General features: G+C 38.1%; 12 protein-coding genes. 2 read left to right on the top strand and 10 right to left on the bottom strand.

Annotated features, from left to right (window positions below; genetic code table 11):
- Positions 1–10 precede the first annotated feature (10 nt).
- The 8 genes from era to rpoZ all read right to left on the bottom strand — a co-directional run bounded on the left by era (position 11) and on the right by rpoZ (position 6,962).
- On the bottom strand, positions 11–910 hold the full coding sequence (era, locus tag ACFILU_RS05525; protein ID WP_375675086.1) for a GTPase Era: 900 nt from the start codon (positions 908–910) through the stop codon (positions 11–13).
- Positions 903–1,610 carry a ribonuclease III gene (gene rnc / locus ACFILU_RS05520; protein WP_273791099.1) on the bottom strand — a complete coding sequence of 236 codons (708 nt, stop codon included), beginning with the start codon at positions 1,608–1,610 and terminating at the stop codon, positions 903–905. The genes era and rnc overlap by 8 nt, the downstream gene beginning before the upstream one ends.
- A complete protein-coding gene (gene lepB, locus ACFILU_RS05515; protein WP_273791100.1) occupies positions 1,591–2,403 on the bottom strand; it encodes a signal peptidase I in 813 nt (270 codons plus the stop codon). The genes rnc and lepB overlap by 20 nt, the downstream gene beginning before the upstream one ends.
- A gap of 79 nt (positions 2,404–2,482) precedes the next feature.
- Positions 2,483–2,884: a holo-ACP synthase gene (gene acpS / locus ACFILU_RS05510; RefSeq protein WP_273791101.1), complete on the bottom strand. Its 402-nt coding sequence runs from the start codon at positions 2,882–2,884 to the stop codon at positions 2,483–2,485.
- A 27-nt stretch (positions 2,885–2,911) separates the two neighbouring features.
- Positions 2,912–3,520, bottom strand: a complete 609-nt coding sequence (locus ACFILU_RS05505; RefSeq protein WP_375630786.1) for a DUF2062 domain-containing protein — start codon at positions 3,518–3,520, stop codon at positions 2,912–2,914.
- A gap of 94 nt (positions 3,521–3,614) precedes the next feature.
- Positions 3,615–4,193, bottom strand: a complete 579-nt coding sequence (gene pyrE, locus ACFILU_RS05500; protein ID WP_273791120.1) for an orotate phosphoribosyltransferase — start codon at positions 4,191–4,193, stop codon at positions 3,615–3,617.
- A 16-nt stretch (positions 4,194–4,209) separates the two neighbouring features.
- Positions 4,210–6,435, bottom strand: coding sequence for a bifunctional (p)ppGpp synthetase/guanosine-3',5'-bis(diphosphate) 3'-pyrophosphohydrolase (locus tag ACFILU_RS05495; RefSeq protein ID WP_273791103.1), 2,226 nt, complete (start codon positions 6,433–6,435; stop codon positions 4,210–4,212).
- Between the two features lie 128 nt (positions 6,436–6,563).
- On the bottom strand, positions 6,564–6,962 hold the full coding sequence (rpoZ, locus tag ACFILU_RS05490) for a DNA-directed RNA polymerase subunit omega (protein ID WP_375675084.1): 399 nt from the start codon (positions 6,960–6,962) through the stop codon (positions 6,564–6,566).
- Between the two features lie 568 nt (positions 6,963–7,530).
- Between rpoZ and ACFILU_RS05485 the strand changes: the two genes are divergently transcribed.
- Positions 7,531–8,199, top strand: coding sequence for a uracil-DNA glycosylase (locus tag ACFILU_RS05485; RefSeq protein ID WP_375675131.1), 669 nt, complete (start codon positions 7,531–7,533; stop codon positions 8,197–8,199).
- Positions 8,200–8,247: 48 nt separating this feature from the next.
- Here ACFILU_RS05485 and smpB read toward each other — a convergent pair whose 3' ends face one another.
- Entirely contained in the window at positions 8,248–8,724 is a 477-nt protein-coding gene (gene smpB / locus ACFILU_RS05480) for an SsrA-binding protein SmpB (protein WP_012231306.1), read from the bottom strand.
- Positions 8,725–8,742: 18 nt separating this feature from the next.
- Positions 8,743–9,627, bottom strand: coding sequence for a 4-hydroxy-tetrahydrodipicolinate synthase (gene dapA, locus ACFILU_RS05475; RefSeq protein WP_375630790.1), 885 nt, complete (start codon positions 9,625–9,627; stop codon positions 8,743–8,745).
- Positions 9,628–9,877: 250 nt separating this feature from the next.
- Here dapA and ACFILU_RS05470 point away from each other — a divergent pair, with 250 nt between their 5' ends.
- On the top strand, positions 9,878–11,968 hold the full coding sequence (locus ACFILU_RS05470; RefSeq protein ID WP_375675082.1) for a lytic transglycosylase domain-containing protein: 2,091 nt from the start codon (positions 9,878–9,880) through the stop codon (positions 11,966–11,968).
- Positions 11,969–12,870: the final 902 nt, after the last annotated feature.

Raw genomic sequence — 12,870 nt, 5'->3', positions numbered from 1 at the left:
AAATCTTATTTTAAAAATCCAATCCCATTTCGCGATAACGTTCTGGATCGGTATCCCAATTATCGCGCACTTTCACAAAGAGAAAAAGATGAACCTTTTGATCCATAATTTCCATGAGTTCTTTACGTGCTGCTTGTCCAATCGCTTTAATTGTATCGCCTTTTGCTCCTAAGACAATTTTTTTCTGACTCTCACGCTCGACATAAATAACTTGATTAATTTTAACGGAACCATCTGAACGCTCTTCCCAGCTTTCTGTTTCAACCGTTGAGGAATAAGGAAGTTCATCATGAAGACGAAGAAAAAGTTTTTCACGCGTAATTTCAGCAGCAAGATGACGCATGGGCATATCAGAAATTTGATCTTCCGGATAATACCATGGCCCCTCCTGCATCATATTACTCAACGCATGAAGTAAATCCTTGCAACCAGAACCGTTTAGAGCAGAAATCATAAATGTTTGCGCAAACTTTACACGTTCATTTATTTTAGTGGTTAACGCTAGAAGAGATGATTTAACAACTGTATCAACCTTATTAAGAACAAGAACTTTTTCTTGTTTCAGATTGTTTACAATATCTAACATCATATCAACTTCATCCGAAAGACCATTTTGAGCGTCGATTAAAACGAGTAGAACATCAGCGCTCTTAGCCCCTCCCCAAGCAGCAGAGACCATGGCTCGTTCTAAGCGCTTATGGGGACGAAAAACACCCGGTGTATCGACCAACACAATTTGCACATCATCATGAATGACAATACCGCGGATTAAAGTTCGTGTTGTTTGTACCTTATGCGTTACAATTGAAACCTTTGTTCCAACCAATTGATTAACCAGTGTCGATTTACCGGCATTAGGCATCCCAATAAGCACAACAAACCCAGAACGCGTTTTCATAACGTCACTCATGATCATTTTTTCCCACTGTTTTCCATACACCCTCTCGTCGCAAAATTTTTTCAGCTGCCATTCTTTCGGCATATCTTTTGGAGCTTCCCTGCCCAATCTCTGAAGCAAACCCAGAAATACTGACCTCTACCATAAAAACAGGATCGTGATCGGGACCTGAACGTTTGATAACCTGATAATGTGGTTGTGCATTGCCTTGGATATGCGCCCATTCTTGTAATTCTGTCTTGGCATCACGTCGACCAGCATCCATTTTCTTTGCCCGACTTTGCCAATATTTTTGAATAAAAGGGCGAACACTTTCCAATCCTCCATCGAGATATATCACGGCAATCAAAGCTTCCACGACATCTGCATGCATATTGATAAGTCGACGCCCCTCGAAATTTTTCATCTCAAAACCAACACGGATCATATCAGGAAGCCTCATTTCACGCGCAATATCAGCACATGTCTGCGCATTGACAAGATGATTCAAACGGACTGATAATTCACCTTCACTTGCCTGAGGAAAAAGTTGATACAGCATTTCCGCAATCAAAAGCCCTAAAACCCGATCCCCTAAAAACTCTAGTCGTTCATAATTTCCCTGTTCCGAATCTTGTACACTCGAATGTGTTAATGCCTTCGTTAACCTCTCTTCATCTTTAAAACGATGCCCCGTCAGCTTGAAAAGCTGATCAATCATGAGACGTTTCATCGTTGTTTCCTTGCTTGATAAGCGGCAAATCATGAACCGTATTTATGAAAGAAAACAAACGTTTCCAACGCACATCAAATGGCCAGCGCCAAATCTGCCAAGCACTTGAACCGTTACTGATAGAAAAGAAAATCACGCTCGCGCGACCAATAAGATTTTCTTCTGGAACATAGCCTACATCTAAACGACTATCATCTGAATTGTCGCGGTTATCTCCCATCATAAAGTAATGTCCTTGAGGAACTTCAAAAACTTTTGTATCATCAACTTTCGGGATGAAAGCTAAATCAAGTGTATCATAACTGACACCGTTAGGCATTGTCTCGCGATAAACCTCAACAGGATAGTTAACCTCTGTTATATCAGAATTATTAATCTCCCCCATAAAGTGACGTGAAACAGCCTCATCATTAATATAAAGAACACTTTGACGGACTTGTATACGATCACCTGGTAGCCCAACAACGCGTTTTATATAATCAATCTTCGGATTACTTGGTAAGCGAAAAACGACCACATCTCCACGTTGAGGTTGAGATGCCCAAATCCGTCCAGAAAAAAGAGGGGGAGAAAAGGGGATGGAAAAATGAGAATACCCATATGCATACTTAGAAACAAACAGATAATCTCCCACCAACAAAGTAGGACGCATTGAACCGGAAGGAATACTAAACGGCTGGAAAAAAAGTGTCCGAATAAACGCTGCTAAAAGCAGAGCCTGTACTAAAACAGAAATAAATTCACGAATCCCACCTTTTTTTTCTTTTTTATGCACTTTATCTTTTTGGATCATCACCAACTGCCTTCTCATCACAGATATAATTTTTTTCATCATAATATTCAAATAACAAAAGCACAATCTCTCACGCCATCTATCCACGTGGAAGTGCTTCGATAATAATAAATGCCTGTGCCCAAGGAAAATCATCTGTTATGCTAAGATGAATAACTGCATCATGATGAGGAGGTAATAACTTTTGAAGTTGCATTTGCGCACGATTTGTTAATTGCATTATTGGTTTACCAGATGGCAAATTAACTACCCCCATGTCTTTCCAATTGATACCACAAGCGATTCCCGTTCCTAAGGCTTTAGCACATGCTTCTTTAGCAGCAAATCTTTTTGCATAGGAAGAGGAGCTTTTTTTGAGATTTTCAGATCTATTTTTTTCAATATCCGTAAAAATACGTTGGATAAAACGCTCACCATAACGAACCAACATTTTCTCAATACGTCGTATATCAACCAGATCATTTCCAAGACCAATAATCATAAGATATTAACCCGATCTTTCTCAAATTTATTTCTGTTTTAATACAGGCGATGAACGCTTCTTTAAACGCCTTTTTTTTATAATCTTTTGATATCGCTTTTGTTTAAAACGAACCGTTGCTCTGTAAACACCTATATAAGATAAACCACCAAAAACAATACCTAAAAGAGTTCCACCTAAAATCATAGGACTCATAATTGTGTCCCATGCGCCTTTAAAGAGGAGAGAGAGATTTGACAATGTCAAACCATTAAATAGAGCACGAATTTGCGAAAGAGAAATCTCTTTGACATCGCTAAAAAGTGATAAACAAAAGTACCCTACTTTATAATCAGCCATGATAATCAATAAAAATGTGAGTGGATTAGAAAAAATCGTCCCAATGATTGCGGCAGCAAAGTTTGCACGCAAAAGCCAAGAAAAAAATATTGCCAAAATAATATGCAGCCCAAAGAAAGGGGAACAAGCTAAAAAAATGCCAACAGCAACCCCTAATGCTACTTCATGCGGTGTTGCTGATATACGCAAAATACGTTTATATATGTAGCAAAATGAGCGAGAAAATGAACGACGTGGCCATAACCAAAGTCGAATACGCGTTACAAAATCTATTGGTTCTCGACGACGAAAAAGCATATGACTCTCAATATACATCTTTTGATAATGAAATAACCTATATCATCCAAATTAATCTTTTTAAGCTTTTGCACAAAAAAAAATAGAAAGACAATTAAATATTTCGACTGCCTGGTTTAATCGCTGGAAGAACAGAAAGCTCTGCAGGAAGAGCATCACTAGCATAAGAGGTTATCTCGTATTCAGCAAGCGCAATCAATGGAACTCCAACATTGACCTTACCACCAGAACGATCAAGAATACATGCACTGGCCAATACCTCTGCTCCTGCTGCAACAAGCGCTTCAACAGTCTCACGAATGGAAAGACCCGTTGTCACAATATCTTCAACAATAACAACCCGTGCACCCTTCTTGATTTCAAAACGACGCAATTCAAAGATGCCATTTACACGCTCTACCCAAAGAGAAGGAACACCAAGGTGACGTGAAGTTTCATAGGAAGGAATAAGACCGCCAATTGCGGGCCCAACAACATAATCAATTTTTTCCTCGATAGATTTTTTGATTTTTTCAGCCAATCCACGACATAACTTTTCTGTCAAGTCAGCATGCATGAATACTTTCGCTTTTTGCATATAAGTCGCACTATGGCGCCCCGATGTTAAAATAAAATGCCCTTCTAGAATAGCATCTGCTTGTTTAAAAATATCAATGACATCTTGTGTATTCATTGCTAAATCTTTCTTTTTATCCATGAACCCGCCGTACTGTACTTACTGAACCTGCCTTTTTTAATTGAGAAAAAATACGATTCAAATGTTTTAAATCCCACACTTCCAAATCAATCATAATTTCTGTAAAATCTGGTGCTGTACGGATAAAAGATAAATTTTGGATATTGGCATCGTTAGCAGAAATTATTTGTGTAATTTCAGCTAAAGAACCAGGACTATTTACAACCAAAATATTCATCCGTGCAGGAAAACGTTCATTCATTTGGGCATCAATATCCCAGCGAACATCAATCCATCGTTCTGGCTGATCATCATACGCCATCAAAGCTGAAGACTGTATTGGATAAATAACGATCCCAGCTCCTGGCTGCATAATACCAACAATCCGATCTCCAGGTACTGCTCCTTCCGGTGAAAAACGTACGGGTATATCTCCATGGGTTCCTCTAATAGGCAATGCTTTAGATTGATGATTCTCGACCTTTGCATTCTTTTCATTTTCTGGAACTTTAAAAATCATACCTTGAGCATTTTCAATATTAAACCAACCTTCTTCCCCAGGCCTAAAAGATGACTTTTGTACCACACGGTGATCTTGATAATCAGGATAAACCGCTTTAATCACATCAGCGGAAAACAGCTCTCCACGCCCAACAGCAGCCAATACATCCTCTACATCTTTACGTGCTAAACGTGGCAAAACTTTCTTCAAAAGGTCTTTTGAAAATTGCTTTCCCATATATTCAAATGAACGCTCGAGAATACGATATCCTAAACCCGAATATTGTTTACGTACCGCTGCACGACTTGCTCGTCGAATAGCTGAACGTGCTTTACCTGTGACAACAAGAAATTCCCATGCTGCTGGCGGAATTTGAGCGTGTGAGCGAATAATATCAACCTCATCACCATTTTTTAATTTGGTCATTAAAGGCATAATACGACCATTGATTTTTACACCCACACAAGAATCACCGATGTCTGTATGGACGGCATAAGCAAAATCAATAGGCGTAGCTCCTTTAGGAAAAGCAATTAATCGACCTTTCGGCGTAAAACAAAAAACTTGGTCTTGAAAAAGCTCAAGTTTTGTATGTTCTAAAAACTCTTCTGGATTATCTCCATCAGACAAAGATTGTATCGTTTGACGCAACCATGCATAGGCATTCGTTTCACTTGATAACTTCACAGTCGAATAATTGGAACCGCGCTCTTTATATATGGAATGAGCAGCAACCCCATATTCAGCAACTTCATCCATAGCAGCCGTTCTAATTTGCAACTCAACACGTTGTCTTGAAGGGCCAACAATTGTTGTATGAATAGAACGATAATCATTTTGCTTTGGTATAGAGATATAATCTTTGAAACGACCAGGAACCATTGGCCATGTCGTATGAATGACACCAAGAGCACGATAACAATCATTCACGGACTCAACAATCACACGAAATCCAAAAATATCCGATAATTGTTCAAAAGATAATGCTTTACTTTCCATTTTGCGAAAGACTGAATAAGATTTTTTCTGACGGCTTTTAACATCTGCTTTAATGCCATGCTCCAAAAAAAGTTTTGTCAATTCATTTTCAATTGTGGAAAGCAAATCACGGTTGTGTTTCAATAATTCAGAAAGTCGATTGGTAATCGTACGATAACCTTCTGGATTTAAATAAAAGAAAGAGAGATCCTCTAATTCCTCACGCATATCCTGCATACCCATACGGCCTGCAAGTGGCGCATAGATATCCATCGTCTCTTCAGCAATTCGCCGACGTTTATCATCACGCATAACACCAAGGGTACGCATATTATGAAGACGGTCAGCAAGTTTGACTAAAAGAACACGAACATCATCAGAAATAGCAATAAGAAGTTTACGAAGATTTTCTGCCTGTACGGCTTTCTTTGATACAAGATCAAGCTTATTAAGCTTTGTAAGCCCTTCAACCAACTTCCCAATTTCAGAACCAAAAAGCTGATCAATTTCTGCTCGTGTAGCGCTTGTATCTTCAATTGTATCATGCAAAAGAGCAACAGCAATCGTTGCCTCGTCCAACCGCATATCTGTCAAAATAGCAGCAACTTCTAAAGGATGAGAAAAATAAAGATCACCTGACGCACGCTTTTGATGCGCATGCTTTTTCATTGCATAATCATAGGCCCTGTTTAAAAGAGCCTCATCTACGTCAGACTTGTAACGTTGAACACGTCCAACAAGCTCACACTGACGCATCATACGAGCATATCCTTTATCTTTTCACACCCCTAATCTTTATTGAACACGTCCTATTAATAAAAGACACGAAAAATAATTGCTCCTCACATGACAAAGTATCTTTACTCCTGTAACATAAATTGCTGCAATTAATAATCGTCACTTTTTTCTGGAACAACCAAACCTTCAATACCCGCTAAAAGCTCTTCTTCTGACATATGATCAAATGAAGTACCTTCTTCTTGCGATGACGTATTAAAAACACTTTCAGCTTCACCTGAATGGGTAATAAATTCACTTGCCATTTCTGGCTCATCTATTTCCACATGCTTTTGCAGCGAATGAATAAGGTCTTCCTTTAAATCAGCAGGCGACAATGTTTCTTCTGCTATTTCACGCAAAGCAACAACTGGATTTTTATCATTATCGCGATCAACCGTAATCTGCGCTCCTTGTGAAATCTGACGCGCCCGATGACCTGCTAAAAGTACCAACTCAAAGCGGTTGTCAACTTTATCAATACAATCTTCTACCGTTACGCGGGCCATTTATGCCTCTTTCTCAAATAAAAAAATTTAATAGCGGATAAAGGAGTATATACAATAATCAAAATAAAACACAAGAAAAACAACACAAACTTTTATATTTTTTGATTAAAGAACTTATTTAAGAAAATTCTTGGAAAATTTATAAAAATGTATAACCTATTCATGCTCGTTATCAAAGTTTCTCTTAAAAGCATTCCAATAGATTGACTTCAAACAAAGGACGGTCTTTCTTGACAAAATATTTGTCTGGAGTATTCATCCTTTTAAAAGGAATACCAGCTATTTAAAATCCTTTGCAATAACGGCAGCCTTACGCATACTTTTTATGATAATATCTTTATCTAAAGAGAAAACTTTTTTTCTTTGAACATCATGTGTATTGTACTCTTATTCATCGAATAAATTACTGAAAGATGACCTCTTACACAATAATTAGCAATAAGTTTATATTAAACTTTCTTCTAAAAAAGTTTATTTATATTCATTATAGATTGTTTATCAAAACATAACCCGTCATATACGCTATAAAAGACTCAAAAAAATAGAAAAACGATTGATGCCTAACACCATGAATAGCCAATTAACATCACTTTGCCCAGAACCACCCCAAAATTGCAATTTATGTCCTAGGCTTCATCAATTTCTCGCTGGCTGGCGTGTAAAAGAACCAAGTTGGTATAACGCACCGGTGCGCCCATTCTTTCCTCATAAAGGGCCCGACACAACACGCCTTCTTATTGTTGGGCTTGCTCCTGGATTGCGCGGAGCAAATCGAACTGGACGTCCATTTACTGGTGATTATGCTGGGCACTTACTTTATTCAACTTTAAAAAAGTTTGGTTTTGCCCAAGGAACCTTTGAAGAAAGAGCAGACGATACTCTTGAACTTATTGATGCAGCAATCGTTAACTCTGTTCGTTGCGTTCCACCAGAAAATAAACCCACCGGTGCAGAAATTAACACGTGCCGCTATTTCTTCTCACCTCTTTTAACAAATCTTCCCAAACTTAAAGCCGTTATTACCTTAGGCACCATTGCGCACCATTCAACGATACGTGCCCTTAATGCAAAAGTTTTATCTCACCCTTTTGGACATGGTGAAATCAATAACATCGGCAGATTACGCATCTTTTCGAGCTATCACTGTTCTCGTTATAATACAAATACTGGGCGCTTGACAGACGCCATGTTTCACCAAATCTTTCAAGCAGCAAAAACATACTTAGATCAATGCTAAAACTGTTTTAAAAAGTGCTATAAATAAAGAATATCGAAATTGCATCCATCATCCATATCTTTTTAAAAGTCTTGCTTTTTCACGTCCCCAATCACGTTTTTTTTCCGTTTCGCGCTTATCATGAAGCTTTTTCCCCCGCGCTAGAGCGATCTCCAACTTAACGCGCCCTCGTTCATTAAAATAAAGTTTGAGAGGAACAAGCGTCATTCCTTCACGAGACGTTGCATTAAAAAAACGTGCCATCTCACGTTTTGAAAGTAATAATTTGCGCAAACGTCGTGGTTCATGATTAAAACGATTAGCCTGCGTATATTCAGGAATATAGCTGTTTACTAACCATAATTCCCCATTCTCAAAACTCGCATAGCTTTCAGCAATATTGGCATGATTAGAACGTAAGGACTTCACTTCCGCTCCCTGAAGGACAAGACCAGCCTCGAGATTATTAAGGATTTCAAAATTAAAACGTGCTTTACGATTGTCAGCAATTATTTTCCGTACGGGCGCGTTCTTTTTTTTATTCATGGCTTTGTCAATATCATTTTATGCTTTTAAAAGACCAGCATGACTGAGGGCTTCATCAATAATCTTCTTTGTTCTTTCTGTTAATGGTACAATAGGAGAACGCACAGTATCACCACAAAATCCTAATTTTGCAGCAGCATATTTAATACCTGCTGGACTAGGTTCAATAAACACAGCACGATTAAGAGGCATCAAGCGATCATTTAATTCTCGTGCTGTTTTATAATCACCACGAAAACAAGCTGCTTGAAGTTCTGCACAAAGCTTCGGAGCAACATTGGAGGAAACTGAAATACACCCCATACCTCCATGTGCATTAAAACCTAACGCCGTACAATCATCACCAGAAAGCTGCACAAAATCTTTTCCACACTTTTCACTTTGTTCACTAACGCGCTCAATTCTGCTCGTTGCATCCTTAACACCAATGATATTGTTAAAATCTTGATAAAGGTCTTTCATCGTTTCTACAGCCATATCGATAATAGAACGACCAGGAATATTATAAATTATAATCGGAATAGAAACAGCTTTGGCAATGGAAGAAAAATGCTTGTATAAACCAGATTGATTTGGTTTATTATAATAGGGAGTGACAACCAAAACTGCATCTGCACCAGCTTTTTGCGCGTATTGTGCAAGCTCTACAGCCTCGCTTGTGCTATTTGATCCCGCTCCAGCAACAACAGGAACACGCTTTGCAACCTGCTCAACACACAATTCTATAATCCGCTTATGTTCTTCATGACTTAACGTTGCTGATTCACCTGTTGTCCCAACAGGGCTTACACCGTTAATCCCTTGTGTGATCTGCCATTCAACAAAATCACAAAACGCCTTCTCATCAATTGCGCCCTTGTTATCAAACGGTGTGATAAGCGCAGTTATAGCTCCCTTGAGCATGATAAACTCCCTATAATGTTTGCTTTTATTTTTTTATAATCGCCTTTTATAAATTTTAAATAGAGCATAATCTTGCTCTATCATTGAAGCAAGATGAATTTCAAAAAAAGCCCTCATAAGATGAAAATGCCCCTCCTTAAATGTTGAACAGTTCTTTAAAATAAGCCGTCTATATTAACGCGTTTTTCACGCTTGTGTTCTATAAATCCTTAAGTTTTTACAAAAAGCAAGGTCTCAAGGTCTTTTCTCTATGCGTGTATTCTCCACCTCTCTTTTCGTATCAACCTTTACTGCACTTATACTGGCAATAAGAATTTTATTTTCAAGTGCATACGCGCAAACACCCCTTTTGCAAGGGAAAGCGCCAATCCCTTTGGTTCGCCCTACTCCCTTTACCACAAAAGAAGCTCAAGACTCTCTTCAACAGATACACACGACATCACACAATACTGCTACACTTCAGCAACTGAAAGCTGGGCTAGATGCACTAGCAAACAACAATATTGCAAAAACAATAAATCTTCGTAATTCAATGGAAAAACATAGCCTTGATCGTCATATTTTGACATGGGCGCTGGGGGTATCAAACCAAGCGAATATACCAAGTTCTGAAATATTTAATGCAATCAACATGCTAAAAGGATGGCCAGGTATAGAAACGATGCAACGCAATGCTGAACGTGCTTTTCTTAACGAAACCAACGTTACACGCGCAATCATCCAAAAATTTTCTCATCACCCGCCCCAAACAGCACAAGGGATGGCTCTCTTCGCTAAAGCACTTATCGAAACCAGACAAACCACTCGTGCTCAACACATTATTGCTCCATGGTGGCATAAAACACAACTCAGTGCAAAAGAAGAAGTATTTGTTCTTAAAAATGCAAGCGCTGCATTAAAACCTATTGATCATTTGAAACGCATGCAGTTTATGCTGTATGCACATCGTTTTGATTCAGCAGCACGCGTTGCAAAATTAGCCCATGCTCAATCTCTTTTTAATGCTTTTGTGGCCGTTGAAAAAAATGATCCTAGAGCTACACAAAAATTAAAAGCTGTAGAGAGATCATGGCAAAAAGATCCTCTTTTTCAGTTTGCTCGAATACGCCATCTTCGACGAACAGAGCAATATGATGCAGCCGCAGCACTCATGATGAAAACATCAAACGATGCATTTCGCCTTATGAACCCTCATTCATTGTGGAAAGAACAACGCGCCCTTTCTCGTGAAATGCTCGATTTAAACAAACCAAAAATTGCTTATCAACTCGTTGCAATGCACACTGGTATAACATCTGCATTAGCCGTCGATGCTGAGTTTCATGCAGGATGGTATGCACTACGGTTTCTTCATAACCCTAAATTAGCAATGCAGCATTTTTCACGTATTCCTCAACTCTCTTCTTTACCTTTTTATGCATCACGTGGATATTACTGGATGGGACGAACAGCAGAAGCGCTAAAAGAACATCAAAATGCCCAGCAATACTTTCATCGTGCAGCTCATTTTGGTGCAACTTACTATGGTCAATTAGCCGCTGAACGACTCAACCAAAAAAAGCTTAAAGTTTTCTTTCCCAAACCAACAACCGCTGAGCGACAACATTTTAGTGCACGAAAAGCGATCAAAGCAATTCAACGTCTTGAAGCAGCCGGCTATGCTGATTTTGCTAAAATTTTTTATAGAGAGCTCGGAAAAAGAATAGAAAGCCCCGGTGAATTAGCTCTTCTGGCTGTTATGGCAGAAAAAAATGGAGACTATTATACCAGCCTCAAAATTGGAAAAATGGCTGCTTTTCAGGGAAAAAATGTTGGTGCACTCTCTCATCCTCTGGGAGCTATACCAGCTTCTGCTAATATTTCTGTAGAAGAAAAATCGCTTATCTATGCCATTGCACGCCAAGAAAGCGAATTTAATCCAACAGCCATATCAAAAGCAGGTGCACAAGGTATACTCCAATTGCTTCCTACAACAGCAAAAGCACTGGCAAAAAAATACTCAATCGCATGGTCTCCTAAAAAATTTAGCAGTGATGCTCATTATAATGCAACATTAGGTGCCCATTTTCTCAATGAACAATTAGAACGTTTTAATGGATCCTATATACTAACTCTTATTGGCTATAATGCGGGTCCCCGTCGAGTCAATGAATGGATAAAACGTTATGGCGATCCTCGAGGACAATCTCTCGATAACGTCATTGATTGGATTGAACGTATTCCTTATACAGAAACACGTAATTACGTGATGCGTGTCATGGAAAATTATGGTGTCTACAAAGCAAGACTCACTGGGAAAATAGATATAAAAACCGACCTGCTTTCTGGTCGACGGAAATAATATGCCTTAACTTCCCAAATAGCATTTGAAAGCATTCATAAGAAGTGTTTTTATTCCTTTTTAAATAGTACCTACATACCAGCCTTCTTATGATGTATAAGCAAGTAATTTTAATTGATTCAGTATCAATAAATTCAAAATAAGAAAACCCTGCGCTATTCGGGTCTTTTATTCTAAATACAAAATGATGAATTATCATTATAAATCAACATGTCATACAAATAGTTCATTTCTTCTCAACATAAACGACAATATCATAGAGATTACAAATATAAGAGAAGAGTGAAACAAATAGCTCATCCTTTTACTGTTGCTTATTAGTCAATATTCAAATCTTGTGAAACAGCATATTTTAAAACTATTTTTTTCTGCTTATAACATTTCTATACCAAATAGAGAATAGGTTGTTATATATATCGTTTGGATTATCTCTGATAACAGAAAGACAGACTCATTGAGTTAGAAAGCCTTAAAGACAAACAATTTTCTTCTACCCCTTCCCTTTCATTCGGTTTTACGACTTTTAAATATGTCAATATCTTTTAATGATGAAGATGAAGCTTTGCTTTTTGTTTTTCTCATTTTTACATATAAGTTCACATCCTTCACACAAAAACAGAGCATCCCAAAATAGTATGTTTTTCTTATTGATATTCTTGTTTTATTTTAATGTTTCTAAGTCTATTTCACAACGGTGTATCTGGAAAGTACTTACGAAAATCCTCTCACGAACGGTATAAAAATCGATTAGACACGATTAACCTTTACTTAATTACTTAATAAAAGCTATAGCTCTATCATCCCATAACTCCCAATGTTGCAACAACCCTTTCATTTAGAGCATTCATAAGAAGTATATTCGCTGCTTTTCAGAAGTTTTTATTCATGCTCCCCCCTCAACT

The organism is Bartonella sp. CL100XZDX (assembly GCF_042195375.1).
Taxonomy (GTDB): Bacteria; Pseudomonadota; Alphaproteobacteria; order Rhizobiales; family Rhizobiaceae; genus Bartonella.
This window is presented reverse-complemented; position numbering and strand designations above follow the sequence as displayed.

Excerpts from the sequence above, each read along its gene's own strand:
- acpS (WP_273791101.1), bottom strand. The coding sequence starts at position 2,884 with ATGATTATTGGTCTTGGAAATGATCTGGTTGATATACGACGTATTGAG.
- pyrE (WP_273791120.1), bottom strand. The coding sequence starts at position 4,193 with ATGAATACACAAGATGTCATTGATATTTTTAAACAAGCAGATGCTATT.
- ACFILU_RS05470 (WP_375675082.1), top strand. The coding sequence starts at position 9,878 with ATGCGTGTATTCTCCACCTCTCTTTTCGTATCAACCTTTACTGCACTT.
- ACFILU_RS05505 (WP_375630786.1), bottom strand. The coding sequence starts at position 3,520 with ATGCTTTTTCGTCGTCGAGAACCAATAGATTTTGTAACGCGTATTCGA.
- smpB (WP_012231306.1), bottom strand. The coding sequence starts at position 8,724 with ATGAATAAAAAAAAGAACGCGCCCGTACGGAAAATAATTGCTGACAAT.
- rpoZ (WP_375675084.1), bottom strand. The coding sequence starts at position 6,962 with ATGGCCCGCGTAACGGTAGAAGATTGTATTGATAAAGTTGACAACCGC.
- lepB (WP_273791100.1), bottom strand. The coding sequence starts at position 2,403 with ATGATCCAAAAAGATAAAGTGCATAAAAAAGAAAAAAAAGGTGGGATT.
- ACFILU_RS05495 (WP_273791103.1), bottom strand. The coding sequence starts at position 6,435 with ATGATGCGTCAGTGTGAGCTTGTTGGACGTGTTCAACGTTACAAGTCT.
- dapA (WP_375630790.1), bottom strand. The coding sequence starts at position 9,627 with ATGCTCAAGGGAGCTATAACTGCGCTTATCACACCGTTTGATAACAAG.
- rnc (WP_273791099.1), bottom strand. The coding sequence starts at position 1,610 with ATGAAACGTCTCATGATTGATCAGCTTTTCAAGCTGACGGGGCATCGT.
- era (WP_375675086.1), bottom strand. The coding sequence starts at position 910 with ATGAGTGACGTTATGAAAACGCGTTCTGGGTTTGTTGTGCTTATTGGG.
- ACFILU_RS05485 (WP_375675131.1), top strand. The coding sequence starts at position 7,531 with ATGAATAGCCAATTAACATCACTTTGCCCAGAACCACCCCAAAATTGC.